Genomic DNA, 25,224 nt, shown 5'->3' on the forward strand with positions numbered 1-25,224 from the left:
CCGCCGCTCAGCCACTCGCCACCGTCATGCCTTCCACGCGGAGGGTCGGCACATTGACGCCGTAGCGGAATTCGAGGTCGTTGGCGGGGGTCATCGCGAGGAACATGTCCTTGACGTTGCCGGCGATCGTGAACTCGGCGACGGGCGTGGTGATCTGGCCGTTCTCGATGCGGAAGCCCGCTGCGCCACGGCTGTAATCGCCGGTCACGCCGTTCGCGCCGCCGCCCATCAGTTCGGTGACGTAGACGCCCGACTCTATGTCGGCGATCAGCGTTTCGAGGGGTACGTGGCCCGGCTCCATAAAGACGTTGCTGGTCGATACGCCAGGCCCGCCGCCGACACCGCGCGCGGCGTGGCCGGTCGGTTCGAGGCCGAGCTGGCGTGCCGAGGCGGAGTCGAGCAGCCAGCGTTCGAGCATGCCGTTCTCGATGATGTCGCTCGGCGAGACAGGCAGGCCCTCGCCGTCGAACGGACGCGAGCGCAGCCCGTGCGGGCGATGCGGATCGTCGCGGATGGTGATGCTGTGCGCGAAGACCTGACTGCCGAGCGAGTCGAGCAGGAAGCTCGTTTTCCGCGTGATCGCCTGCCCCGAGATCGCGCCGAGCATGTGACCAACCAGCGATCCGCCGACGCGGCGGTCGTAGACGATTGTGGTAGGCCCGCTGACGAGGCGACCGGGATTGAGGCGTGCGACCGCCTGTTCGCCGGCGCGACGGCCGATCGCTTCGGGAGATTCGAGATGCGCGCGGAGGCGGGCGCTGCTGTGCGCGTAGTCGCGCTGCATGTTGCCGCCTTCGCCTGCGAGCACGCTGGCCGACACGCCGTAGCCGGTCGCGGCATAGGCGCCGGCGAACCCGTGGCTGGTGGCCAAGGCCCAGACGCTGCGCGAGGCGCTGGCGCCGCCGCCTTCGCTGTTCGAGACGCCGGGGACGGCGCGGGCGGCGTCTTCGGCTTCGAGTGCGGCGTCGCGGAGTTGCTCGGGGCTGGCTTCGCCGCCGTCGTCGAGGCCGAGCATCGGGGTGATGCCGTGGAGCAGGCGTTCGGCGGGGGCCAGACCTGCCCAGGGGTCTTCAGGGGCCTCGCGCGCCATCGCGACCGCGCGTTCGACCAGCGCATCCATCGCGGCGGTCGACAGGTCGGAGGTGGAGACGCTGGCGGAACGCTGGCCGACGAACACGCGCAGGCCGAGGTCCTCGCTCTCGGAACGGCCGATATCCTCGAGCTTGCCGAGGCGGATCGACACGTCGAGCGCGGCGTCGGCGGCGAAGACCGCGTCGGCGGCGTCGGCACCCGCCGCCTTCGCGCGCTGGACGATGTCGTGGGCGCGGTCGCGGGCTTGGTCTGGGGTCAGCATATCAGCGAGTTAGGGATGCAGGCTCGTGCCGACAACCACGCAGGCGAGGAACATGAGCAGTCCGGCGAAACGGTTCGCGCGGAAACGAGCGAGCGCGGCGATGCCGGCGCCTTCGTGCGTGTCGGGTTTGAGCGTGACGACCTGCCATGCGAGGTGGAGCGCGACGGGGACGAGCGCGGCGATCGCGAGCGGGTCGGGGCGGACTTGCCAGAAGGCCGCGGCCCAAAAAGCGAAGGCGGCGACGTAGAAGATGCCGACGCCAGCCTTCACGTGCGCGCCCATGCGGAGCGCGGACGAGCGGATGCCGATCATCGCGTCGTCCTCGCGGTCCTGCAGCGCGTAGATCGTGTCGTAGCCGATCACCCACGCGATCGACCCGGCGTAGAGCAGCCACATCGGCGTATCGAGCGCGCCGGCGATGTCGCTCCAGCCGACCAGTAGCGCCCAGGAGAAGACGATGCCGAGCCACGCCTGCGGCCACCAGGTGATGCGCTTCATGAACGGGTAGGCGGCGACCGGCGCGAGGCTGGCGAGCGCGACGATCGCGGCGAAGAAGGTGAGTTGCAGCAGGACGGCGAACCCGATCAGGCAGAGCGCGACGAGCCAGAGCCAGGCCAGCTTGATCGAGACGAGGCCGCTCGGGATCGGGCGGGCGCGGGTGCGCGCGACCTGCGCGTCCAGGTCGCGGTCGACGATGTCGTTGAAGACGCAGCCTGCACCGCGCATCGCGATGCTGCCGAGCAGGAGCCAGAGGATCAGGTCCCAGCGCTGCACCGCGCCGCCGGCTAGCGCGACTCCCCAGGCGCCTGGCCAGAACAGCAGCCACCAGCCGATCGGGCGGTCGAAGCGGGCGAGCAGCGCGAGGCCGCGGAGGGTCGGCGGGAGGCGACCGACCAAGCCCCGGTGTTCGCTGTCGGGGACGATGTCCATCGGGCTCGGCTTGGTCTGCATGGCGGTGGGCGTAGGAAGACGGGGTTTGGCGCGCAAGCCTTTGCCGGGTACCGGTGGGGCGTGACGCGTTCGGACCCTCCAGCATGATCGGCCTTTCGGTGGCGGTCGGCCGCTTCGTCGAGGCGCTGTTCTGGGGGATCTTCCGGGTCGCGGGGGCGGTTGCGGGGGTGTTGATCCTTGGCGTTGTGGTCCTGGTTGTGGCTTGGGTGATCGCGCGAAAAATGTGGGCGCGGCGGAAACCTTGAACCGAGTTTTTGCGTGGACCGGAAGCGCTAGTCTACTCCCCTCCCTGAAAGGGAGGGGTCGGGGGTGGGTCGGCTGCTTGGCGGACGTGGCGGCAATTACGAGCCTACCCACCCCCAGCCCCTCCCTTCCAGGGAGGGGAGCGAGAAGTGCCATCCTCCCCGGCAAGGGGAGGGGTTCGCCATCGGCGAAGGGTGGAGGGGGATCGCCGCGAGCGGAACACTGGCGGAGGGCGGGATACGCGCCGCAACCCTTGTGGAAGACGCTGAACGCTGGCGTGACGCCTGTGGAAGCCCCCCTCCACCAGCTTCGCTAGTCCCCCTCCCCGTGCCGGGGAGGATTTGCTAGGGCCGAGCTTATGCCTGCAACCCCAGCCTGGCCGCCGCAATCCACGCCGCGCCTCTTCGTCGATACGCCGCTCGCGGCCGGTCCGCTCCACGTCGATGGGCCGGCGGCGCATTATCTAGTCGGGGTGATGCGGATGAAGATCGGGGATCCGGTGAAGCTGTTCGACGACCGGACCGGCGAATGGCTCGGGGTGGCGTCGAGCGTCGGCAGGCGGGATCTGGTGCTCGACGTCACCGAATTGCTGCGGCCGCGCGAGGATGTGCCCGATCTGTGGCTGTGCGCCGCGCCGCTCAAGAAGGGCCGCGTCGACTGGATGGCGGAGAAGGCGTGCGAACTGGGCGTCGCGCGGCTTGTGCCGGTGGTCACGCGGCGGACGATCGTCGACAAGCCCAATACCGAGCGCCTGCGCACGCAGATGATCGAGGCGGCCGAGCAATGCGGGCGCACCGCGCTGCCCGAGGTGGCCGAGCCGGTGAAGCTCGCCGCGTTGCTGCGGGATTGGCCCGTGGATCGCGCGCTGTTCTTTGCCGACGAGACCGGCGGCGTGCCGGCATTGGAAGCGATGCGCGGGCGACCGGGCCCGGCGGCGATCCTGATCGGACCCGAGGGCGGCTTCGATACCGACGAACGCGAGGCGATTCGCGCGCATCCGAATGCGGTCGGGATCGGGTTGGGGCCACGGATTCTTCGCGCCGAAACCGCGGCCGGCGCGGCGGTTACGCTGTGGATGGCGGCGGCGGGAGATTGGCGCGGCGAATGATCGATACGACATTGCTACCGATTGGTCCGAATCCCCTCTAGCACCCTCGTTCATCGACGCGTAAGGCGCGGCGATGACGACGATTCCCGCTCCGAAAAAGACCAGCCCGACGATCGAGTCGCGCGACCAGTTGATCGCCAGCTTCGCGGGCGGCGAAAAGCCGAAGGATGCGTGGCGGATCGGTACCGAGCACGAGAAGTTCGTCTATGCGAACGGCGATCACCACGCGCCGTCGTACGACGAGCCGAGCGGCATCCGCGCCCTGCTAGGCGAGCTGGAGCAATATGGCTGGAAGCCGGTCATGGAGGGCGGCAACGCGATCGCCATGTCGGGCCCGGACGGCAGCATCAGCCTGGAACCCGCGGGCCAGTTCGAACTGTCCGGCGCGCCGCTTGATTCGCTGCACGAGACCTGCGCCGAGACCGGGCGTCATCTGGAGCAGGTGAAGGCCGCGGGCGAGAAGCTCGGCATCGGCTTCCTCGGGCTCGGCATGTGGCCGGACAAGACGCGCGCCGAACTGCCGACGATGCCCAAGGGGCGCTATGCGATCATGCTGCGGCACATGCCGCGCGTCGGCAGCATGGGGCTCGACATGATGCTGCGGACCTGCACGATCCAGGTGAACCTGGACTATGCGTCCGAGGCGGACATGGTGAAGAAGTTCCGCGTCGGGCTCGCGCTCCAGCCGCTCGCGACCGCGCTGTTCGCCAACTCGCCGTTCACCGAAGGCAAGCCCAACGGCATGCTGTCGTATCGCAGCCATATCTGGTCGGACACCGATCCGCACCGTACCGGCATGCTGCCGTTCGTGTTCGAGGATGGCTTCGGCTACGAGCGCTACGCCGAATACGCGCTCGATGTGCCGATGTACTTCGTCTACCGCGAGGGCAAGTATATCGATGCCGCCGGGCTGTCGTTCCGCGACTTCCTGAAGGGCGAACTGAGCATTTTGCCGGGCGAGAAGCCGACGCTCGACGACTGGACCGATCATCTGTCGACCGCTTTCCCCGAGGTCCGGTTGAAGACCTTCCTCGAGATGCGTGGCGCGGATGGGGGCCCTTGGAACCGGATCTGCGCGCTGCCGGCGCTGTGGGTCGGGTTGCTGTACGATCAGGGTGCGCTCGATGCGGCGTGGGACTTGGTCAAGGACTGGACGATCGACGAGCGTCAGGCGTTGCGCGATGCGGTACCGAAGCTGGGGCTGAACGCGCCGATCGCGGGCGGCGGCAAGCTGCGCGATATTGCGGGTGAAGCGCTCGATATCGCCGGCGCCGGGTTGTCGGCGCGGGCGCGGTTCAATCGCGCGGGCGACAACGAGACCGGCTTTCTCGATCCGCTGCGCGAGATCGTGCGGAGCGGCAAGGTGCCGGCCGAGGTGCTGCTGGAGCGCTATAACGGCGTCTGGAACGGCGACGTCTCGAAGGTCTACGACGAAGCCAGCTTCTAACTGCTCCCCTCCCGTTTACGGGAGGGGTTGGGGGAGGGCTTGGCCGCGGACGTCGCGCTAGAGGCGTAGAACAGCCCCTCCCCTAACCCCTCCCGCAAGCGGGAGGGGGATTAGCCGCGCAACCGTGCGAACAGCCGCGGGACGAACCCGTTGCGCGTCATCCAGTCGAAATACACGCGATAATCCGGGTCGAGCTTTAGATGCCGCTCCTCCGTTTTCGCGCGCCAATAATAGACTCCGCTGACCGCCGCCATCAGCAGCGTCGCACGCGCCGCGTCGACGACGCTGCCCAGCGTCAAAACGGGGATCGTCGAGATCCACCAGAACAGGTTCTTCGACAGATACGCCGGGTGACGCGATACCGCATACGGCCCGTGCGTCAGGATCCCCCGGTTGGTCAGGTTCGAGAAGCGGAAGCCGAATGCCATCGTCGCCCAGGCATAGATCGCGGTCAGCCCCACCAGCACCGCGCCGATCAGCGCCAGCAGAATCGGATGCTCCTGGAACCAGTAGGCCCAATCCGACGTGCCCGGATGATAATCGAGCGGGCCGCCCGTGGTCATCAGGATGAACGGCGGATAGCACATCAGCGCCGGCATCCACGCCGCGGCGAACGGGTTGGCGCTCCGGATGTGGGAATCGAGCGGCCGGAATGTCAGCAGATAGCCGACGGTAGCGAACGCGACGTCGATCAGGAACATCAGCGTCACCAGCCATCCCGACAGCGCCACCGGGTCGCGCAACACCGACGAGACGTCGCCGCGGACGAAGTTCCCGAACCCCGGCGGGACGATCGCGAGCATGAAGGCGAGGAAGAACGTCTTCACCCCCCAGGCGCGCAGATGCCCGTAGATCGCCTCCCGTTCGACGCCCGCCTGCCCCGTCAGCCACGCGCCGAGATGCCACGCGCCATCGCGAGGCTCAACCAGATAGCGGTCGATCCACAGCACATACGGGATCGACAGCACGAACAGGATCGGTGCGGCGTTGGTGAAGCACCACATCGCGAACGCGAAATTGCCCTCCCAATAAAACCGCCCCGTGCCGTAGATCACCGCGATCCCCGCCCAGGTCGCCCACAGCCCAGCGAGTTTCGTCAAGCTCAGGTCCAGCGTCTCGCGCCAGGGTTTGGCGGCCGACCAGTCGATCCCGGTGGTCGGGCTGCGGTGGACCTTGTCCACCAGCAACGACCAGACGACCATCGGCAATCCGCACGCGGCGACGTTGACGAGCGCCGAGTACGGCCCGTCCATGCCGAAATGGCGCGCAAGGGCGATCCAGGCGAGCACGCCTACGAGACCCGAGAAGCCCGCACCGTGGCTGACGGCCGACCGCGGACGAGGGTCGGTCCCGGCCGTTCCGGAAAGCTGCGCGTCGTGATCCATAACCGCGGTCATTAACGCGGATTGGTAAGCAAGCCATGAAGCATGTTTACCGATCCATTCTGAACCAGGATCATCCCCACCCCGGGTCATCGGCAATGGCAGCAAACGCTCCGAACTTAGAGGGCAACTCGCGCTGGGACGCCAGTTTTCCTCGACCGCATCCACTGCATGACGGGCTTCTCGACGATCAACCAGCTTGCCCAACCCAACGCCAAGGCGATCAGCCACGTCGCGACGATCATCACGGGCAGGGACAGACTGGGGACATACCAGTGAAGCAGTTTCGTCACCGGCCAAGCGTAGAGATAGAGCCCGTAGGATACGTCGTTTTCGTTATTAACGCGGCTCAGAATGCCCGAACCGCTCTTCTCGGCGACCGCGAAGATCAGGTACGCGCCGAAGACGATCGTCCCGGCGATCGCCACGCTTGCAACGAAGAGCGAGGCAACAAATCCGACGGCTGCAACCATCAAGAGCGGATTGGTGAATTTGATGGTCGACCGATACGCATAGAAGGTCGCGCCGGCGAGAAACGCCGCGAGTAGTCGGAACTCCTGCCTCGGACTACCCACCGCGGTAATTCGCAGGTCGTTCAGCGAATAGAAGTAAGCGTCGGAGGCGACCGGGGTGGGGTGCCAAGCTACCGCGTCGGGCACCGGAACGACGCAGGTCAGGATCAGGCAGACGACGGTCAGTCCCAACAGCCAACGTCCGCGCCTGAGTATTCCCAGAAAACCGAGCGCGATCACCAGCAGGTAACAACGGAACTCATAGGCGATAGTCCACAGCGAGCCGTTCAGCATGGGATACGGCGATCCCGGAAACGCCGTGGCGATGGCCGGTGGCTGAAGCAGCAGGCAGTCGATCATCAATCGGCCGAGCGAACGGACGTCGAAATTCGGGATCGCTCCGCCCAAGGGCGCGACGACGAATGCGCAAATCGCAAATGCGACGATGAAGCCCGGATATATTCGGGCGACACGTTTGCTGAGGTATGACCCTGCGCTTGGGCTGTTGAGGTAACTCGCCGATATCAGGTAGCCGCTTACGATGAAGAAGCAGTTTACCGCCAGCTCGCCGAACGAGATCGTTCCGAAGAGGCGGGTCAGTAATTCCTGGCTCCGATTACCGTCGATCAATTCCGGCGTATGCGCCAAAACGACCATCGACGCGAATATCAGGCGTAACGCACCGAACCCGTTGTTATGATGGCCAAAACGCTTTGGCTTTCCTGACAATTCCACACAACGCCCTTTGATTAAGGCCGCCGATTAACAAACCGTTTATTACCCGGCAATGAAATACGACTTGTTACATCGTCGCAATATCGCGCCCAGCCTAATTTTGGCAATCATTTCAGTAACTAATAATATTACGGTCATTATGGATTCGATATGAATAACGTCCAACCATTTTGAATTATGCGCCATAGATATTGTTACTATTATCGGCAGTCGCGCCTGTTATCTGATTGATCGCGATCGATATTTTCCGCGGCGACGATCTACGATTGACGGCAATCCCAAGCTGGTTGCCAGTGTCATACGGTGGAGTTGACAGGGGGCTGCGCACAAACCAGACGAAATTTATGTTCGGAATTTTATTAAATCGCCTTATTTCAATGATTAATAGTATTTTTCATCGGCAACTCGTGGATGTGAGTGTTCGACAAGCCAGTGGGTCGTGTCCCCAGGGAGGACGGTGCCGCGTCTGTGACGCAGATTGCCACGTCGAGGCGAGACTTTGCGCAGAATGCATCGACGATCGGGCGTGGTAACCAAGCTCGGCGTGGTCGTTCTAGCGATTGCGAGCGGTGCCCGACTTGGCTGTGGATCGAGGATGCGATGTTAGTCCGGCACGTCGTTACCAGACGGCGCGTGCATACTATGCCGCCAGGCGAGGGTCACGAATAGGCTCGATTCGGGTATATGTTGCGGCGCAATGTATCGGAGTCGAACAATGCTGGTGAAGGTCCTCCTCATCCTTCTAGCGCTTGCTGTTGCCTTTCATCTCGAGCGATCGCGACGGCACGGCAGACAGGAACAGCGCCGTCTGGCGCGGCGTATCCGCCACGAAAAACAGCAGGCGGAATGGGAGAAGAACGTCGTCAAGCACTGAGGAAAGCGATGTTCGCGCAGCCGTTAGCCGTCGATCACGAGTGCGCGTACGTCCTGTCCCGGGTCCTGCAGGACCGCCCGATCAATCGCGGGGTCACGTCGTTCGTTACGGCGTGATTGGAGACATCGCGATGTCCCAGCGATTATCGCGTGATGCCTCGAATGGGCATGGCGGAGTATTCGGGGCTACGGCCGGGGTGACGATCCGAAGAAAGATGCATCCGTAGGGGTCGACCTGGGACTTCGCTGTCTCTCGTCGCGCTATGGCCGCGAGTCCTAACGACGCGCCTGCCCTAGCGGATGGAACACGCAAGGTGGCACGGTCAATGGGCTAACGCCCGGCCAAGCAGTGTTCCAGTTCGGCTCGAAGCGTTTCGACCAACTGCGTAGCCGATATCACGCGTGCGAGCGGCGCACCCTGCCCGGCCCATTGCGCGCCGAAGCCGTGTTCGCCGTGGACTTTTGCCGCAGCGTGCAACGCCTTTCCGGCATCGTAGGCGATCGGATAGTCCGGCGGAGCGCGCCCCTCAAGCCGATCGTCGAGCGCGGTAAAACGATTGGCCAGCGCGCGCGCCGGGCGTCCGGAGATCAATGCGGTCAGCGTCGTATGATTCCCACCCGGCCCGACAAGGGCTGCACGATAGGCCTCGTCCGCGCTGGATTCCGGGCAGGCGATGAACGCAGTGCCTAATTGCGCAGCGACGGCGCCGAGATCGAGCGCGGCAGCGATTCCTGCGCCATCCATGATCCCGCCGGCCGACACGATCGGCAGTCCGCCCTGCCGGACCAACAGCCGCGTCAGGACAGCCATGCCGAGCGCATCGTCGCGCGCGGCGGGATCGAAGACGCCGCGATGGCCGCCAGCCTCGATGCCTTGGGCGACGATCGCGTCGAGCCCCGCGGCCTCGATCGCGGTCGCTTCGTCAATGCTGGTCGCCGTCGCCATCAGGACGATGTCGCGCTTCCGCAGCGCCGCGATCACGTCGGCGGACGGCAGCCCGAAGTGGAAGCTGACGACGGGCGGGGCCGTGTCGAGAAGCATCGCCAGCATGTCGGGATCATCGTTGAAGCTCTTGTAGATGGTCTGCAGTGCCGTCGGGGCTGCTGCGCCGTACTCGGCGAAAACCGGCGCCAGTCCTTCAAGCCATAACGCTTCGCGGCCGGGGTCCGGCTTCGGGCGGTCATGGACGAACACGTTGACGTTGAAGGCGCGATCGGTCCGGCCGCGCAGTTCCTCGATCATGGTTCGTGCGCCGACCGCGTCGGTTGCGCCGACGCCGATCGAACCGAGGCCGCCCGCATTGGATACGCACGCCGCCAGCAAGGGCGTGGACACCCCCGCCATTGGCGCCTGTATCAGCGGCATCGTCAGCTTGAGATGATCCAGGAGGTTCATGGGCATGGTATTCCGTGAATTGACGGTCACCTATGAACGTTGCCGGACGCCATGGGAACGGCGACAGGTGGAAGACTGCCAATCGAAAATAGTCCCGTCGCCGCCTCGTACCCATCCGAGTTTTCCGAAACGACGTCCGAAGCCGTTTTCCGGCTTTCCGAACGCGATTCTGCGCCGCTTCGTCAATGACGCCATAACTCATAGATGTTAAGGATCACCTCGAAGGCGATCAGCCCGATCACGGCAAGCTCGAGCCGCAGCGAGCGCTTGTCCTGCACCAGGTCGAGCAGCCATTCGGCAGCGTCGCCGATGACCTCGAGCTTGCGTTCCATGGCACGTGCGCGGTCGCCCAGTTCGAACTCGGCTTCGAGGCGTCCGTAAAGCCGGTCGAGTTCGGGATGATCCCAGAGCAGGTCCGGCTTCTCGGAGATCTGTGCCCGGCCGACGACGCGGTGCTGCGCGGCGAGAACGTCACCGATGCTCTGCATGACGCGGCGGATCGGCATCACCGCACGACCGTGGATGCGCAGTTCGTTGATGAGCGGCTCCACGCGATCGAATGCTTCGGCAATACGGCCTTCATCCCGCGCGAGGACAACGCTCCGGGCGACGACGGTGGCCGTCAGCAACAAGCGTTCCCGTGACGCCTCCTTCAATCGTATGTGTCCGTCTGCACTGACCGTCTCCTCGCGGTCCGCGGAAATCTCGATCCAGGCGGTTTCCGTTTCGGGCGTGGCCAAGGGATCGATGATGTGCTCGGACAGGGTTTCGATGAACCGACGCTCGGTTTCGACCGCCGCCCCGATCAGCACTAGGACACCGTAGCGAAAGACGAACGCGGCCCCGACCCCCGACAGGTTGAGGGTTTCGGGCTCCGCGAAGTCCTGCAAATTGCGGGTATCGATACGCGTACCCAGCAGAAGCGCTCGCACGTCGCCCCTGGCGGGTTCGCCAGGCAGGGGTGCACCCAGCACCTCCCTGATCCCGACGCTTATCGTTCGCAGCGATCCGCCTTCAACCATGTCGCGTCACAACCATGGGACCGGCCTTATCAGTTTCAGACACATCGTCTCGCGACCGATTTAGCGGCTGCCGAGCTACACGTAGCGTCACACGATTGTTGCCAGGCATGCAATCGATGAAAAGGACCGAGGCGGCGCCAGTCCATTGCCTGCATCGGCAAAGCCGTGCCAACACCATGCGATGTATCGCGCTTCATCCTTGGCGGTTTTGCCGCTGTTTCTGGTTGCCGCCCCCGCCTGGGCACAGCAACAGGATACGCAGGCGTGGGAGCAGCTCAACGTGGTCGTTCCCATCGCACCCAAATTGCGGGTGACGCTGGAGGAGATTGCGCGGACCAGCGACCGCCAGGACGGGATCTACACCACCGAGTTCGGTGCGCTTCTCGGCTGGCAGTTGGCCAAGGGCGTCGAACTCGGATTCGGATACCGCCATGTCGGATTTCACAGTCGCAACCTCGGGCCTGACGAGGACCGGCTCCGCCAGCAGATCGTGGTCACCAGCGGGCGCTTCGCCGGGCGGTTGCGACTCGACGAACGCTTCAACCCGGACGGTAGCGAGATCGGCTTCCGGATCCGCCCGTTGTTGCGATACAATTTGCCGATCGGACCCAAGCGATTGGCCTTGTTCGTCAGCCACGAAAGCTTTTTCCTGCCGAACAGTACGACCTGGGGCCAGCGCGCCGGGTATGAGCGGATGCGCAACATCGTCGGGCTGGCCTTCCCGATCGGCAAGGCGGTGACGGCCGATGTCGGCTATCTCAACCAGTACCGGTTCGCGCGCGGTGGCGCACGCGCCCAGATGGACAATGCGCTGAACCTGCAGCTTACCTTGAACCTGGGGACACTTGGCGTGGCGGGCCTTCACGATTGAGGTCCTCGCGCTGAAACGTAGGTCCCGAACTCGAATTGCCGCGTCATCGTCGAATGCCCTGCCTCCGAACGTTCACCGCTATGTATCAGGACACCACTTGCGCGCGGTCCGCTTAGACGCAACGATAGGTCATGTCGTTCCTGCTCTCGCTCTTGCTTCTTCAGGCCGCCGCCACCCAGACGCCGCCGCTTACCCCCGCGGTCAAGACCGCCCCGTCCACGTCGAAATGGCCGGCACGCGACGCGCAGTTCACGGTCCGCCGCTTCCGCTTCCGCTCGGGCGAAACTCTGCCGGAACTGCGCCTCAACTATACGACGCTGGGGCACCCGCACCGGAATGCACGGGGTGAAATCGACAATGCGGTGATGGTCCTGCACGGTACGGGTGGCACCGGCCGCCAGTTCCTCAGCCCGCAGTTCGCCGACGAACTCTACGGCCCGGGTCAGCCGCTGGACATCACGCGCTACTGGATTATCCTTCCCGACGGGATCGGGCACGGCAAATCCTCGAAACCGTCCGACGGGCTGCACATGCGGTTCCCGCACTATGATTATGACGACATGGTCGAGGCGCAGTACCGGCTGCTCCACGACGGCCTGGGCATCCGCCACATGCGGCTGATCATGGGAACGTCGATGGGCTGCATGCACAGCCTGATCTGGGGCGAGACGCACCCCGAGTTCGCCCGTGCGCTCATGCCGCTCGCCTGCGAACCTGTCGAGATAGCCGGGCTGAACCGCATGTGGCGCAAGCTCGCGATCGACGGGATCAAGGCCGATCCGGCCTGGGCAGGCGGCGAGTACCGGACGCCACCGGTACAGGGCCTGCGCACGGCCGCCAGTCTGCTGTTCGTCGCCGGCGCCGCGCCGCTCTACTTCCAGAAACAATATCCCGGGCGCGATGCCGCCGAGGCCTTTGCCGAGCAGCGGGTCGCAGCCTCGATCGACGGGACGGATGCCAATGACCTCGTGTATCAACTCGATGCCTCGCGGACCTACTCGCCTTGGTCGCGGCTGGAGGCGATCACTGCCCCGACGACCTGGATCAACTCGGCCGACGATTTCATCAACCCACGCAATCTCGATTACCCGCAACGCGCCGTTGCCCGCATGAAGAACGCGCGATTTCGGATGATTCCCGAGAGCACCGACACGCGCGGGCACGGCACCCACACCGCCGCCCGGTTCTGGAAGCAGGACCTGGCCGACCTGCTGCAACGCACCGAATAGATGCCGGAGGACGCGGCGACAGAAATTGCGTAGTTCAGCCGTGCGTTATCGCCTGCGTGGCAATCGAGCCGTCAGACGCAAGATGGGAAATGACATGCGATTTGTTCAGATCGAGATCCTGCCGCAGGGCAAGGCGCTGGTAGATATCGACAAGCTGACCCACGCGGTACCCGAAGGCGATGGATCACGCCTGTTCCTTGGCGCGCAGCACATCGACGTGCCGCATTCACTCGCCGAACTCGAGAACGTCCTGGCTGGTCGCGAGCGAACCGACGATGGCGCAAACAGCACGGCGGGGTTCGGCATCCGGTAGGCTGACGCGACGGCCCGCGCTCGTGCACATTTGACCTGCCGCCGCCGTCGTCATCGGTCGCATTGCGAGCAGGTGGTTGCGTGTCAGGCCGTCGCCCGACGCATCAGGCCTCGTCGGTGGAGATCGGCTTCCTCGCCGCCAACTGGACCGGCTTGCCGATGACAGGGCGACCAGATGGCCATCGTCGCGCGATACAGCGGTCCTTGGCGATCCGGGCTACGCTGACGGTATCGCCCTGATTGCCGCCGAGGACGTGATACGCGGTCGCGTCTTCGCCGACATAGAACCCGACATGACCACCCCCCGGACGCTCGAACACCAGCACGGCGCCGGGAGCCAACCGCTCCGGCCGCAGTGCCGAGCCCCATGTCGACCATGACGTTGCGCGCACCGCGATAGCGGCCGGCTCGATACCGTCTTCCTGAAGACAATAGGCAACGAACACCCCGCACCACGGGACGCTGTCGGCGTTGTAGACCATCCCGAGGACCTTCATCCCCAGCCGCTTCGCCCACCCCAGGATCGTCGCGCTGTTGGCCGATCCGGCAGCTTCCTTCGTGCCCAGCTTCGCGCGCGCGGCTTTCAACCATTTGGGCTCCGTCACCATGACTTACTCGGCCTCAAAGCTAAAATCTGGGAACGCCCGTGGTTGCGCTCGAACACGGGCACTACAGCATCCGCTTCACGGTCGGCAGGATCGCCGCGACCACCGCTGCGATCGCCGCGGCGTTGGGATGCACCTGATCCGCCAGTACCATATCGGAATGTCCCAACACGCCGGGCGGAAAGAATGGCCAGACGGTCGCGCCATGCTTGGCAGCCAACGCCGCGTGGATGCCCAGATACGCCACAGCGCGATCACGGATGAACGCCGGGGGGTCGACGGTGGTCAGCAACACGGGGATGCCACAGCTACCCAGGCTCAGCAGGATCTGCTCGAGGTTCGCCCGCGTGCGCGCCACCGGGATCTGCCGCAGGACATCATTCGGTCCCACCTGAACGATCGCGAGTACGGGCCGCTGGTTGAGCGCGGACAAGAGGCGGGGCAAACGCTGCAGGACGTCGGCAGTGGTATCGCCCGACACCCCGGCGTTCACCACGCGGGCGCCAGGATATGCCGTCTGTAGAGCTGCCTGCAACCGTGCGGGAAAACTATCGGCAGCCTGCAGGCCGTAACCGGCAATCAGGCTGTCACCTATTGCCAGGATCAAGGGTCGGTCGGTCGTCATGCGTTGCCGCGAGATAGTTCACGTTCGACGCATTGTAAGACGTTGGGGTAAAGGCGTCGGATTGCTATCGCGCCGAACCTTTGACGCTGATGCCCGTTGATACGTGATGGCAGACAAACGGACGTGGCGGCGCTCATGAGCGTATTCTTCACGGCCGACACGCATTTCGGCGACCATCGCACGATCAACATCTCGCGACGACCGTTTGCCAACACCGCCGAAATGGATGCGGCGATGGTCGAGCGCTGGAACGCCGTCGTCGGCCCCGATGACGTGGTGTGGCACCTGGGCGACGTGGCACGTCGCCCGACGGATGTCGCCGAACTGCTCGCCCGACTGAACGGGAGCAAGCACCTGCTGCGTGGCAATAACGATCCGGATGCGACGCTGGCGGCGCACGGATGGGCGAGCGTCGGCGACTATGCAGAAATCGAGCTGGATGGCCGACAGCTCGTCCTGTGTCATTATCCGTTCCGAAGCTGGAACGGGCAGCACCGCGGCGCGCTCAATCTGCATGGGCACAGCCATGGTCGGCTGAAACCGATGCCGCGCCAGTTCGACGTCGGCGTCGATGTTCACGACTTCGCACCGATCCTGCTCGACAGCCTGATCGAAGCACGCTGATACACGTGCATCCGACGTCCCGCCGCTCCGGAAGCCGGCCTCAGCGTACGCGCGATCAGGCGCGCATTGCCGTCACGAAGGCCTGGAAGGCGGCGGTGGGCTGGCGTCGGCTGGGATAATAGAGATGGTTCGGTGCCAGCGTGGGTGCCCAGCCGGTGAGCACCTCGACTAGCGTGCCGTCGGCCAGTTGTAGCGCGGCGTGCGGCAGCGGCAGGCAGGTTACGCCCAGCCCCGACACCGCGGCGTCGCGCATCACGTCGATGTCGTTGGTCGTGAAGTCGCCGCGGACCGATCGTTCCAACATCCGGCCATCCCGTTCGAATTCCCAGCGGTGAACCACGCCGGACGACGTGTACCTGTAACACAGGCACCGATGCGCCGAGAGATCGTCGGGATCGACCGGTGCGGCACGCCCGGCGAGATAGGACGGGGCGGCGACGAAGACGAGCGGCACCGGCGCGCTGATCCGGACCGATATCATGTCGGCTTGCAAGCTCTGCGCGTGGCGGACTCCGCAATCGAAGCGGTCCGCGACGATATCGACGAACCCGTCATCGACCACCAGTTCGACGGCGATGTCGGGATAGGCGCGCGCAAAGTCGGCCAGCCGCGGCAGGATGGCGTAGATCGCCGCGACCCGGTGCGCGCTGACCCGGATCCGCCCCGCCGGTCGTTCGCGGGCATTGTCGAGATCGGCCAGCGAGCCCGCGACCGAAGCGATCGCCGGCCTCAACCGCGCTAGCAGTTCCTCGCCCGCGGGCGTCGGCGCCAGCGACCGAGTCGTACGGTCGAGCAGTCGAACGCCCAGTTTCGTCTCGAGCGACCGCATCGCGTGGCTGAGCGCGGAGGCAGACAACCCCAGGCGCGTCGCCGCCCGTGCGAAACTGCCGGCCTCGACGATCGTCTCGAACACCGCGAGACCGGACCAGAGATCGCGATCCATTCGTGAACATCCTTCAGCAACCCATGCGCCTGAGACGATCTAATCCTCGGGCGGTCCGGCGTCCATCTGGAGGCGACACAGTGCAGGATGCCATCATGAACCTCGACACCTATCGTCCGCTCGGCCGCTCCGGCCTGCTCGTCAGCCCGCTGGCGCTCGGCACGATGACCTTCGGTACGCCGCGCTGGGGGCTGGACGAGCGTGGCAGCCGTGCGGTGTTTGATCGCTACACCAATCTCGGCGGCAATTTCGTGGATACCGCCGACGTCTATGCGGGGGGCGGATCCGAAGAAATGGTCGGCGCGTTCGTCACCGCGCAATCATCGCGCGACCGGATCGTCATCGCGACGAAATCCGGGTTCGCTACCGGCCGCGGCTATCACGCGGGCGGCAATGGCGCACGCCACATACTGGCCTCGGTCGAGGGTTCGCTCCGCCGGCTGAAGACGGACTTCATCGACCTGTACTGGGTGCACGTCTGGGACGGCGTCACTCCTGCCGACGAATTGCTGCGGACGATGACCGCGCTCGTCGCAGCGGGCAAGATCCGCTATTGGGGCATATCCAATGCGCCTGCGTGGTATGTCGCCGAACTCGCCACCCTGGCCCGCATCCAGGGTCATCCGGCGCCGATCGGTCTGCAATATTTCTACTCGCTGGTCGAGCGTGGGGCCGAGGCCGAGCACCTGCCGCTCGCGCGGTCGGCGGGCATGGGCCTCGTTCCCTGGAGCCCCCTCGCCTATGGCTTGCTGACCGGCAAGTACGACCGCGCCACCGTCGAGGCGGGTCCGAAGCGGGCGGGAGGCGTCCCCAACCAGGCCGGGTCGGACGACACCGCGCGGCCCGCGGACGACAAGCGGCTCGACGGCGATAATCCGTTCGGCGACACGCTGTTCACCGAACGCAACTGGCAGATCCTCGAAATACTCAAGCGCATCGCCGCGGAAATCGGCGAAACGCCGGCACGCGTCGCGCTGTCCTGGGTGGTCGGGCAGCCGGGGGTCGCATCCACGCTGATGGGCGTGAGCCGGCCCGAACAGGTGACCGACAATGTCGCCGCACTCGGCCTTCGCCTGCCGCCGGAACACCGTGCCGCGCTCGATGCGGTGAGCGGCGGCAACCTGCCGTTTCTCTACGGCCTGTTCCAACCTGCCGTGCGCAACCAAGTCGTCTTCGGCGGGGGAGATGTCCGAAGCTGAAGCTTCATCCTGGAGCCGGCAACGTGGGACGAAATCTGCGCCCGTCCGGCTCCAATGGACAATCTTCGCGTTTGAGGATGTCCGGTCCGCTGCACGCTGGGATGTTGCGCGCCGGCACGGGGGTATCATGCGGATTGGGATCATCGGCGCGGGGATGGCAGGCCTTTCTTGTGCGCATGCACTGAGCGACCAGGGTCATAACCCCGTCCTCTTCGACAAGGGCCGCGGGGCTGGTGGCAGGATGTCGACGCGCCGGATCGACACGCCGCGGGGCGAGGTCGCGTTCGATCACGGCGCGCAATATCTCACGGCGCGCGATCCCGCGTTCGTCGCGCAGGTCGATCGTTGGGCGCAGGCGGGTTACGTCGCGCGTTGGTCGCCCGCCGGCGCCGATGCCTGGGTCGGGACGCCGGCAATGAATGCGCCGGTTCGCGCAATGGCGGGGGACCTCGATGTACGGTGGAACACGGCGGTCGACAGTCTCGCCCATGACGGCGACTGGCGGATCGGGGACGAACACTTCGACGCGATGATCGTGGCGGTGCCCGCCGAACAGGTCGCGCCCCTGGTCGCGGCGCATGACGGTGCGCTCGCCGATGCGGCCCGTTCCGCGGTGTCCGATCCATGCTGGACCGTCATGGCGGCGTTCGATGGTCCGGTGCCGCTCGAATGCGACCGGGTCACGGACATGGGGGCGATCGGATCCGCCGTCCGCAACTCGGCCAAACCCGAGCGCACCGGACCGGAGGCCTGGGTGCTTCAAGCCAGTGCCGATTGGTCGCGCGCGCATCTCGAAGACGTACCGGACACGGTCGAGAGGGCGTTGCTCGCAGCATTCGCCGACCATGTCGGGGCCGCGTTGCCTGCCGTAATCGCCACCAGCGTCCATCGCTGGCGGTATGCCAAGACCAACGCGCTGGACCGCGGTGCATTCTGGAACGCAGATATTCGCCTCGGCGCATGCGGCGATTGGCTCCGCGGCCCCCGGATCGAGGCCGCTTGGCTGTCCGGACAGAAACTTGCTTCGCGTGTTGGCCAGACAGGATCAATCGCCCCTGGGGAACGTCGATAGGGCCCGCCTTAACGTTGGAAGCGCCCCGCCCCCACTTCGTGGTGAAGATAGCTACAGCCATGTAATCGTGCGGGTTGTCGAGCTGGTGCGCTTGGTCGAGCGGGTCGCCGGCGCGGGCACCATGCGCGGGACGTGCCTTTCGGGCATCCCCACCTCGAACTTCGACAGGCTTCTCTTGCGGCCGCCTTTTGATCTCTCATGGCTCGCAAACGATTGCCAAATTCACAAATGTTATCGCCGCGCATTTTTGCAGCCTGCTCGCATTTTTGAATATTTTTAAGCGAGCCCAGCGACGCTAGCGCCGCGCGCATGTCGAGCACACCGAATCACACAAACGAAATTCTGCGGGCCGCCATCGCTTGGGCACTGAGTGTCGCGGACGCAGCCGAAGAGACGTTGGTTGCCGCTGTTCTAGCAGAAGCACTGTTCCACGCCGAGGAACTGAGCACTTCCCAAGGCGGTGCCCGATTGGAGCAGTCCGACCGAGCGGCCGCCATCTACTGATTATGCCGCCCGTATCGAAAAAATGTGCGACAAATCAGTGAGATCCGCCGCTGCAAGCGCGACGAAAACACATTGCGCGGAGCGCGATGCTGCGGTTAGCGTGACGCATGAGCAGTTTGACGATCACCGCGCTATGCTTTGGCGCCGTTCTCATCACCATGATTGTCGTGAGCAGGCGCGGGGACCGACCCGATTGACGTTGCCCCAGCCATATGCGGACGCGCTCGACCTATTGAGATAACTGGGTCGTATCCGCCAACCGCCCATGAGCCCGGCGAACGGCATAATTAGAAGAATCGAAGTACCATGCGACAACCTCGCCTTACGCGGCGGCGACTTTCGCGTCGATCATTGCCAGAAGACTAGACGACCGGTTATCAATCTTCCGCATGAATAGCGCGTCGCTTGCGACTATTCGTAAATAGTCGCTTTCATCAAGTGTGCGCGGAACCTTGGGGTTAGGTCTGTCGAAGTCAACATGATGCAAGGCCGCCTGCTGTAAGGCTGGCTTATGGCCCATGGTCACATCGTACGCGATATGGTTCGCGCGCGGCGACGCCTTGATCAGGGTTTGAAAAACCATTTCGTCCGGGGACCGGGCATAGCGAAACCAAGACACAATCTGTGGCTCATGCCGCCACACATGAAGAATGTAATCGACTGCAGCGCGCGTCAATGACCACCAGGAGGCGCCGTAATATATTGGAAACCCGGATCTCGTTTTGGTAATCTCGACGAGACATGCTCCGCAATCCGAACAATTCGACGATGTCCAGTTCGAGGATTCGTGAGAAAGTGATTGCCGAGAAAAAATCTGTTGGCGCAGCGGTCGAATTGGCTGTCGCCGGCGGCGTCTAAACACCGGTCCACTTGAATATACTCGCGGTCCTCAATCAGCTTTTCGCGAATGACGGATCTGCTTTTGATCGGATAGTCCGAACCGCTCAGCAGGACGAACCGGTCCGCCCCAGCTATATGGGCCGCCTTCAGTAGCTGAAACACGGCTTCCACCATTCCAAACCCGCACCAATTGATCGAAACACGATCTTTGATGAAGACCGCGCCGGGCAGCGCCCGGCGCAACGGAGTCTCATCGGCCTTCGCATCGACGTGTACGAAGAAGCTGACATCGTCAGAAGCAAGCTTTTCTACCAGTTGGACTGTGGCAGATGGCTCCTGGTGATTAAGGATAAGACAGGATATCCGCATATTCCACAGCTTATCTAGGCCAATCCTTAAATCGACGTTACGAAATTACAAAGACGTGAAGATCTCGTTGCGATCTACGGCTAGCCTTGAGTTGCCGGATCGGTTGAAGAGATTACCAGCGCGTCGTGCGCTCGCCAGAAGCTGACGCTAAATTGCTCGGCCTATTTTCGATGCTGGCAACCGCTTCGTATCGAGCCGTCAAATTAGGCCTTCCGCCCCACCCTCTATCTGCCGCACCTACCTAAACCCCACTAGTGTTCGATCCTCGGGATCGTGCCGCCACGGGAGCCGCGGCAGGCCCACCAAATGAGCAAGCATCAGTTTTTATGTTGATTTCTTACAAGACTGTCCCATATTTGGACCGGCAGGACGGCCATAACCGCCGCCTAAGGAGAGTCTGAAATGGCAAACGCAACATTCTCCCGCGACGCGCATACTAGCGCTCGGCCGCACCCGTTTGGCGCCCATGGCATGCTGCTGGCGTTACCGATTAGCGTCGCGCTGTGGTTGCTTATTGCCCTGCCATTTATGTAAAGGACCAACCTTCGGCTTAGTGTCGTCGGGTTGTTCAGCGATGCCATACCGCGAGGCGGCACATCATTGGCCCCGGTCCGTCAAACCTCCGGCGACCTCAAAGCGCACAGTCTAACCGAATCTCCCCGCGTCGTTACGCTAGACAAAACATTGTGCCGCCGCGTTTCTGTTGCGGCATCTCGAGGCGTGGCGCTCTTGAGGGTGTTCGATCGGCAATGATTGAGTTCCACCGTTCTCATCGCGGCGGGTTGTCACGGTGAACATATCGTCTCCTCGCTGGCAAGTCACGGCGTCTCGCTGACAAGCGTCGCGATGGCCAACCGAATAGAGCGTCGAGACTTGTTCCGGCGGTCGTCTCGAAGCTTGCGGTGCAGCACTCGATAGGCATCGGTCCCATGCCTTGCGACAGCGTAACGGAGGCATTCGCGTGCAGCCATACGCTGCTGTTCCGTTGCAAGAATGCGATCCACGATGACGGACGTCTGATAGAGCATTTTCAACATCGCACGGTTCCCAAATTATTGAACAACCATATCGGATGAGTCGTAAACCCTTTGTAACTGTTGTTAAATTTCAGCCGAGCCGGCCAATCAGTAATGGCGCCAAATAGCCTCAGTTTCGCAGCCTACAGGCGAAGGGTCCGACAAAGTGGCCGCCGACCGTACGCCAGAACCACATGGTTATGCGACATGGAGGACGGCGTCCCTCCAAATGACGGTTGCGGCCCAGCAGCCCCTGGCGCTACCAAATACCGTCGCGGCGAGCTTTCAATCCGTGTTCGTCACACGCGCTCGTCGCGACATCGTCTCACTTTGGGAATGTCGACGTATTGCACCCCGAATGAGTAAGTGGCAGTGTCGCACCACTGCAGCGGGTTGAGCTTTCCCAAGACGCCTCCCCGCTGCGGTGCCTCTTCGGAATTTCGGGAAGCGCTGATCTAGCTGCTGCGCCTTTACCGACCACGTTCCCTTCCGATGGCATTTCGTTGATGCATCGGGTGTGTTCTTTTTTGGTGTAACGTTGTTCCGAATTGATCGAACCGCAGTCCGTGGCGAGTCTTTTTGGATGCTCGCTGCCGCTATCATTGCGATTTGCATGGCGCCGCGTTCGTGGGGATTTGGGATCGATATCGCCGCAATTCTCATCGTCTTCCCGACGATACTGGCATGCGGCGCCGCAGAAGGACGCGCGCCTGATAAGATGCTGATCTGGCTGGGCGACCTGTCCTATCCCCTATACATGATCCATTGGCCGATTTTGATGCTAGTCACCGGTTTTGCTCCGTCCGATCCGATCATTGGAATGGCAGGCGCGTGCCTCATCGCGGTGGTAATTGCGCGCGCTGTGTTAACATACGTCGATGAATCGGTTCGAGGCCAACTGAGACGTTTGGTATCCCAGCCCGAGCGCGCGCATCACGCTGCTGAAGGGTATAGCTTAAGAGCTGGCACACAGGGCTGATAGGACGCCCACAAGTGACCGTCAGGCACGCAGAGCGGCGATTCGGGAACTTGGGCATCAGAATAGAATAGTCTTCAAGAATGGGTGTCAAATTTGGTTAACGTCTAGGGAACTTCCTACCCGCCACGCGCGTCCCTTGATGCGACATGCCGCACGGCAGCTAGGAGAGAGAGAGATGCGGAAGGACCTCAAGGCTCAGCCTGACCAGAGCCGTGATGCGACGCCTTCCGAGGTCATGCGTGCTTTGATCATCGGCGCGATACTCGGTCTGACATTTTGGGCGCTTGTCGCATGGGTCATCGCCGCAGCTATCTAGGTGGCAGCGGAGGCCGTGACGACGGCGGCGACGGCCTCGGTCCGCCTAAGGGCTGCGACCTCTTCTGTTGCCGTGGTCGCGCAGCGCGCGGCGAATAGACCGCGTTCGGTCAGTGCCATGGCGAGCCGCATCCGCGCCCGCTCCGGTCGGAGAAAGGCAATCATGGTGTCGATGGGATTGACGACGACCGCCCCTGCATCGTCGGAATGATACGCGAAGGCTTGACCATTCCGAGAGCAACGGGAAAATCGTCCATACCCTCCTCGCTCGCAGTTGCAGGACGCCGACGACGATGACCGACGCGATATCGCAGCTGCCGCAAGTGAGACGCGACTTCAGGCGTGCGGGACGTCCTGAGAGCGGTCGAAGGTGGCACGGCCGCGCGGCGCGCCACAATGACATGCTGCGATCTCATTTCTGCGACACCGAAACGAGATTCTTGGTAGCATACCATCGTTTCACAGGGTCGATGACGAAAGCGAACCCAGCTATCTCGACGCTAGTGTGGGCGCCGACTCGCTTCGAGGGCTGCCGCGCCCTCTGCTGACATCGCATTCCACTCCGCCTTGGTATGGCAAACCTTCTTCGAAAAGCGTGATCCGGTAGTCTCTTCGGATCGACAAATCAGCTTGTCAGAAACCGTGGGCTTGGCAGTCGGCGAGTGAACAGCTGGGGCGACGGATACGGGTTGCTGAGCGGATGCGGTGGCAGCCAGAAAGACCATGGACACCATGGCAAGGGTACTGAACTTACACATCGCAAATCTCTCCATTCAGGCTGGTCGAAAACCTAGCCGAGGGATCTTAGTATGCAAGAACTCGATGTCACCGTTTAATGGACCGAATCTGGGCCCCTCTTCGTCCGGATAGAACGCGTTGGGTCAAGGGGCAGTTGGGCATGTGCACCAGCATGAGATTGAGGATCGCTCGATCCGGCGACGCGCCCTTGTGCCCCACCTCGCGCCACCGACAATCGGCGCGCTCATTCAGGACCGTCGAGAACGCTGCGTGGTACCCGTGCGGGAGCGTGCCCAGCGTGGTCCCCTGCCCGGTTGAGCAGGGCGTTCAGCGTGTTCCCTGACATCGGGTATGCGCGTGGCGCTCGCCGGAAAGACGATCGGCAGGTGGCCGACAGCCGCCGGACCACGCGCGGCAGGTCGACGCCTCGGAGCGAGCGGGACGCAGTGGTCGCCGGCCTTGTTCGCCTTGCGGCCCTCGTTTCCCTTGATCCGAACCGCGCGATCCGCCACCGAGCGGCTAGGACGAATGCGTCAGGCCTCGACCCAGTCGATACCCTCAATCTCGTCCCAGCGAGCTTATGTGGACTTCATTGGTCGGACAGCCGTCAAGGCCAAGACCTGGAGGGCGAACCGCTTGTTATCACAGTGGGCCAGCACGGCACGGACCGCGGCGATCCGTTCGTATAGGTCCTCGATACCGTCGATAATGGAAGGATGCTTCGTCGCGCGGGGTTTCTCCTGCAGGATCTTGCCGAGGCTGGCCGCCGGGTCGGCACCGCAAAGCCCGACCGCGATACCATAGAGGTAGATGGAGGATGTCCTCTGGCGAAGGAGACGAGCGGTCTCGATCGCGCCCCGCTAATCGACCTTGTTCAGCACCTCCATCAGCTTAGGTGCGCGGACCAGCCGCATGGACGCTCCACCAGTTCGGCTTGCGCAGCGTGTGCTACCGACGAGCCACTATCTCGAAGGTTTTACCGCCAGCGAAAGCACGAACTTCGCTTTGATCTGGCGCTCGATGGCAGGATCGCGTCCGTCGGCCAGTGTAGCGTGCGCCCGTCGCAGGTCAGCCTGGCATTGCCGAGGGTCGGCGCCAGGGTAATATCCGCGTGACAGCGTCTTCCGAGGCGTGCTGCCGTCGGGCTTTGTCGACTCGCCGTACGAATGATTCATCCGCCAGTGACGGCGGCCGCCGGCGAGCGTGACGTAACGATAGAGCGATCCAGAATCACCCACGGTATAGATGCGTCCTTCGCTTTCGCGGCTTCGATCTTGGCGTCGTTGAGCGTCCGCGCATCATACCATAGAGCGCAAAGTCCATACCGGACGAGGTACCATACCGACGTTTGGACGATAGCGCACACCAACGCAGGACCATCGCGCCAAAAAGCGCGCCCTGGGACGGTAAAGTTCACTAAAATATTGGATAGGTGGCGGAGCTGTCAGTTTAATGCGGACGCGTCTCGGCAGGTTAAGGATGGTTTTTGAGGGTAAGGCTCAGCTGACGAACGCCTGCCACTCCGCCAGTGTCGATGAGATGTCATTTCATGTTGAAGTGGTTGAGGACGTTGGCGTGGACAGAGGCGAACTTCTCAGCGTCTTCATCTGCCGGAACCTGAGCATTGCCCGCTCTCGTGGTCGGAATGCCAGGTGGCTGTTTTCCACTCGGCTGTTGGCCCAACGACCGATGTCTTGGCGATCACGGCAGCGAAGCTCGGTCATGGCAGCACCGTAGCTGCGCAGACCGTCTGTGGTAATCCTGTCAGGCGAGCCATACCGCTTCAACGTCTTCCTCATGAAGGTGAGCGCCGCCGCCTTGTCACGGGTCTTGGTGACGTAGCTTTCCAGAACCTTACCCTCCATACTCATCATGCGCGCAAACTCGTCTATCGCTGTTTCCTTAGTGGTAGCGCTCGGAGCGAATGGGTTTAACTACTGGTTCTTTGCTGGTGCGGGGA

At 63.3% G+C, this 25,224-nt stretch carries 24 protein-coding genes and 2 pseudogenes; 12 read left to right on the forward strand and 14 right to left on the reverse strand.

Going from position 1 to position 25,224, the window contains the following annotated elements; genetic code table 11:
* Window positions 1-7: 7 nt before the first annotated feature.
* Together AC1MH0_RS09045 and ubiA are read right to left on the reverse strand one after the other, a co-directional pair.
* The gene (locus AC1MH0_RS09045; protein WP_480965590.1) at window positions 8-1,354 is read right to left on the reverse strand and encodes a TldD/PmbA family protein; all 1,347 of its coding nucleotides are present in this window, start codon (window positions 1,352-1,354) and stop codon (window positions 8-10) included.
* 9 nt (window positions 1,355-1,363) lie between these two features.
* Complete coding sequence (gene ubiA / locus AC1MH0_RS09050; RefSeq protein ID WP_480965591.1) at window positions 1,364-2,305, reverse strand: 4-hydroxybenzoate octaprenyltransferase; 942 nt, start codon at window positions 2,303-2,305, stop codon at window positions 1,364-1,366.
* A gap of 83 nt (window positions 2,306-2,388) precedes the next feature.
* On the opposite strand from ubiA, the gene AC1MH0_RS09055 reads away from it, so the two are divergent.
* The 3 genes from AC1MH0_RS09055 (at window position 2,389) to AC1MH0_RS09065 (ending at window position 5,103) form a co-directional block, all read left to right on the forward strand.
* On the forward strand, window positions 2,389-2,550 hold the full coding sequence (locus tag AC1MH0_RS09055; RefSeq protein WP_480965592.1) for a hypothetical protein: 162 nt from the start codon (window positions 2,389-2,391) through the stop codon (window positions 2,548-2,550).
* Window positions 2,551-2,906: 356 nt separating this feature from the next.
* A complete protein-coding gene (locus tag AC1MH0_RS09060; protein WP_480965593.1) occupies window positions 2,907-3,656 on the forward strand; it encodes a 16S rRNA (uracil(1498)-N(3))-methyltransferase in 750 nt (249 codons plus the stop codon).
* 73 nt (window positions 3,657-3,729) lie between these two features.
* The gene (locus AC1MH0_RS09065) at window positions 3,730-5,103 is read left to right on the forward strand and encodes a glutamate--cysteine ligase (protein ID WP_480965594.1); all 1,374 of its coding nucleotides are present in this window, start codon (window positions 3,730-3,732) and stop codon (window positions 5,101-5,103) included.
* Window positions 5,104-5,213: 110 nt separating this feature from the next.
* Here AC1MH0_RS09065 and AC1MH0_RS09070 read toward each other — a convergent pair whose 3' ends face one another.
* Complete coding sequence (locus AC1MH0_RS09070; RefSeq protein WP_480965595.1) at window positions 5,214-6,500, reverse strand: methyltransferase family protein; 1,287 nt, start codon at window positions 6,498-6,500, stop codon at window positions 5,214-5,216.
* A gap of 104 nt (window positions 6,501-6,604) precedes the next feature.
* Complete coding sequence (locus tag AC1MH0_RS09075) at window positions 6,605-7,732, reverse strand: acyltransferase family protein (protein ID WP_480965596.1); 1,128 nt, start codon at window positions 7,730-7,732, stop codon at window positions 6,605-6,607.
* 715 nt (window positions 7,733-8,447) lie between these two features.
* On the opposite strand from AC1MH0_RS09075, the gene AC1MH0_RS09080 reads away from it, so the two are divergent.
* Window positions 8,448-8,606 (forward strand): hypothetical protein, encoded by a 159-nt coding sequence (locus AC1MH0_RS09080; protein ID WP_480965597.1) that lies wholly within the window; start codon window positions 8,448-8,450, stop codon window positions 8,604-8,606.
* Window positions 8,607-8,936: 330 nt separating this feature from the next.
* On the opposite strand, the gene AC1MH0_RS09085 is transcribed toward AC1MH0_RS09080, so the two are convergent.
* Both AC1MH0_RS09085 and AC1MH0_RS09090 read right to left on the reverse strand, forming a co-directional pair.
* Window positions 8,937-10,001: an NAD(P)H-dependent flavin oxidoreductase gene (locus AC1MH0_RS09085; protein ID WP_480965712.1), complete on the reverse strand. Its 1,065-nt coding sequence runs from the start codon at window positions 9,999-10,001 to the stop codon at window positions 8,937-8,939.
* 182 nt (window positions 10,002-10,183) lie between these two features.
* A complete protein-coding gene (locus tag AC1MH0_RS09090) occupies window positions 10,184-11,023 on the reverse strand; it encodes an RMD1 family protein (RefSeq protein WP_480965598.1) in 840 nt (279 codons plus the stop codon).
* 181 nt (window positions 11,024-11,204) lie between these two features.
* Here AC1MH0_RS09090 and AC1MH0_RS09095 point away from each other — a divergent pair, with 181 nt between their 5' ends.
* The 3 genes from AC1MH0_RS09095 (at window position 11,205) to AC1MH0_RS09105 (ending at window position 13,436) form a co-directional block, all read left to right on the forward strand.
* Window positions 11,205-11,894, forward strand: coding sequence for a DUF2490 domain-containing protein (locus AC1MH0_RS09095; RefSeq protein WP_480965599.1), 690 nt, complete (start codon window positions 11,205-11,207; stop codon window positions 11,892-11,894).
* A gap of 131 nt (window positions 11,895-12,025) precedes the next feature.
* On the forward strand, window positions 12,026-13,123 hold the full coding sequence (locus AC1MH0_RS09100; RefSeq protein ID WP_480965600.1) for an alpha/beta fold hydrolase: 1,098 nt from the start codon (window positions 12,026-12,028) through the stop codon (window positions 13,121-13,123).
* Between the two features lie 94 nt (window positions 13,124-13,217).
* Window positions 13,218-13,436 carry a hypothetical protein gene (locus AC1MH0_RS09105; RefSeq protein WP_426279879.1) on the forward strand — a complete coding sequence of 73 codons (219 nt, stop codon included), beginning with the start codon at window positions 13,218-13,220 and terminating at the stop codon, window positions 13,434-13,436.
* 103 nt (window positions 13,437-13,539) lie between these two features.
* On the opposite strand, the gene AC1MH0_RS09110 is transcribed toward AC1MH0_RS09105, so the two are convergent.
* On the reverse strand, window positions 13,540-14,043 hold the full coding sequence (locus tag AC1MH0_RS09110; RefSeq protein WP_480965601.1) for a TIGR02594 family protein: 504 nt from the start codon (window positions 14,041-14,043) through the stop codon (window positions 13,540-13,542).
* A gap of 61 nt (window positions 14,044-14,104) precedes the next feature.
* The gene (locus AC1MH0_RS09115; protein WP_480965602.1) at window positions 14,105-14,665 is read right to left on the reverse strand and encodes a GDSL-type esterase/lipase family protein; all 561 of its coding nucleotides are present in this window, start codon (window positions 14,663-14,665) and stop codon (window positions 14,105-14,107) included.
* A gap of 135 nt (window positions 14,666-14,800) precedes the next feature.
* Here AC1MH0_RS09115 and AC1MH0_RS09120 point away from each other — a divergent pair, with 135 nt between their 5' ends.
* Window positions 14,801-15,289 carry a metallophosphoesterase family protein gene (locus tag AC1MH0_RS09120; protein ID WP_480965603.1) on the forward strand — a complete coding sequence of 163 codons (489 nt, stop codon included), beginning with the start codon at window positions 14,801-14,803 and terminating at the stop codon, window positions 15,287-15,289.
* A 55-nt stretch (window positions 15,290-15,344) separates the two neighbouring features.
* On the opposite strand, the gene AC1MH0_RS09125 is transcribed toward AC1MH0_RS09120, so the two are convergent.
* Window positions 15,345-16,232, reverse strand: coding sequence for a LysR family transcriptional regulator (locus tag AC1MH0_RS09125; RefSeq protein WP_480965604.1), 888 nt, complete (start codon window positions 16,230-16,232; stop codon window positions 15,345-15,347).
* Window positions 16,233-16,327: 95 nt separating this feature from the next.
* Here AC1MH0_RS09125 and AC1MH0_RS09130 point away from each other — a divergent pair, with 95 nt between their 5' ends.
* Together AC1MH0_RS09130 and AC1MH0_RS09135 are read left to right on the forward strand one after the other, a co-directional pair.
* Window positions 16,328-17,431: an aldo/keto reductase gene (locus AC1MH0_RS09130; protein WP_480965605.1), complete on the forward strand. Its 1,104-nt coding sequence runs from the start codon at window positions 16,328-16,330 to the stop codon at window positions 17,429-17,431.
* Between the two features lie 127 nt (window positions 17,432-17,558).
* Complete coding sequence (locus tag AC1MH0_RS09135) at window positions 17,559-18,503, forward strand: NAD(P)/FAD-dependent oxidoreductase (RefSeq protein WP_480965606.1); 945 nt, start codon at window positions 17,559-17,561, stop codon at window positions 18,501-18,503.
* Between the two features lie 826 nt (window positions 18,504-19,329).
* On the opposite strand, the gene AC1MH0_RS09140 is transcribed toward AC1MH0_RS09135, so the two are convergent.
* Together AC1MH0_RS09140 and AC1MH0_RS09145 are read right to left on the reverse strand one after the other, a co-directional pair.
* Window positions 19,330-19,683 carry a hypothetical protein gene (locus AC1MH0_RS09140; protein WP_480965607.1) on the reverse strand — a complete coding sequence of 118 codons (354 nt, stop codon included), beginning with the start codon at window positions 19,681-19,683 and terminating at the stop codon, window positions 19,330-19,332.
* Window positions 19,680-20,216 (reverse strand): beta-1,6-N-acetylglucosaminyltransferase, encoded by a 537-nt coding sequence (locus tag AC1MH0_RS09145; RefSeq protein ID WP_480965608.1) that lies wholly within the window; start codon window positions 20,214-20,216, stop codon window positions 19,680-19,682. Before AC1MH0_RS09145 ends, AC1MH0_RS09140 begins: the two co-directional genes overlap by 4 nt.
* A gap of 1,518 nt (window positions 20,217-21,734) precedes the next feature.
* Here AC1MH0_RS09145 and AC1MH0_RS09150 point away from each other — a divergent pair.
* Together AC1MH0_RS09150 and AC1MH0_RS09155 are read left to right on the forward strand one after the other, a co-directional pair.
* Window positions 21,735-22,211 (forward strand): annotated as a pseudogene (locus AC1MH0_RS09150) (acyltransferase family protein); the annotation flags it as partial.
* Between the two features lie 175 nt (window positions 22,212-22,386).
* Window positions 22,387-22,527, forward strand: coding sequence for a hypothetical protein (locus tag AC1MH0_RS09155; RefSeq protein ID WP_480965609.1), 141 nt, complete (start codon window positions 22,387-22,389; stop codon window positions 22,525-22,527).
* Here AC1MH0_RS09155 and AC1MH0_RS09160 read toward each other — a convergent pair.
* The 3 genes and pseudogenes from AC1MH0_RS09160 to AC1MH0_RS09170 form a co-directional block, all read right to left on the reverse strand.
* Window positions 22,524-22,691 carry a hypothetical protein gene (locus AC1MH0_RS09160; RefSeq protein WP_480965610.1) on the reverse strand — a complete coding sequence of 56 codons (168 nt, stop codon included), beginning with the start codon at window positions 22,689-22,691 and terminating at the stop codon, window positions 22,524-22,526. The genes AC1MH0_RS09155 and AC1MH0_RS09160 overlap by 4 nt on opposite strands.
* Before the next feature lie 1,535 nt (window positions 22,692-24,226).
* A complete protein-coding gene (locus tag AC1MH0_RS09165) occupies window positions 24,227-24,502 on the reverse strand; it encodes an integrase arm-type DNA-binding domain-containing protein (RefSeq protein ID WP_480965611.1) in 276 nt (91 codons plus the stop codon).
* Between the two features lie 313 nt (window positions 24,503-24,815).
* Window positions 24,816-25,141: pseudogene (locus AC1MH0_RS09170) on the reverse strand (DDE-type integrase/transposase/recombinase); the annotation flags it as partial.
* Window positions 25,142-25,224 lie beyond the last annotated feature (83 nt).

Source organism: Sphingomonas sp. AP28 (assembly GCF_056680455.1).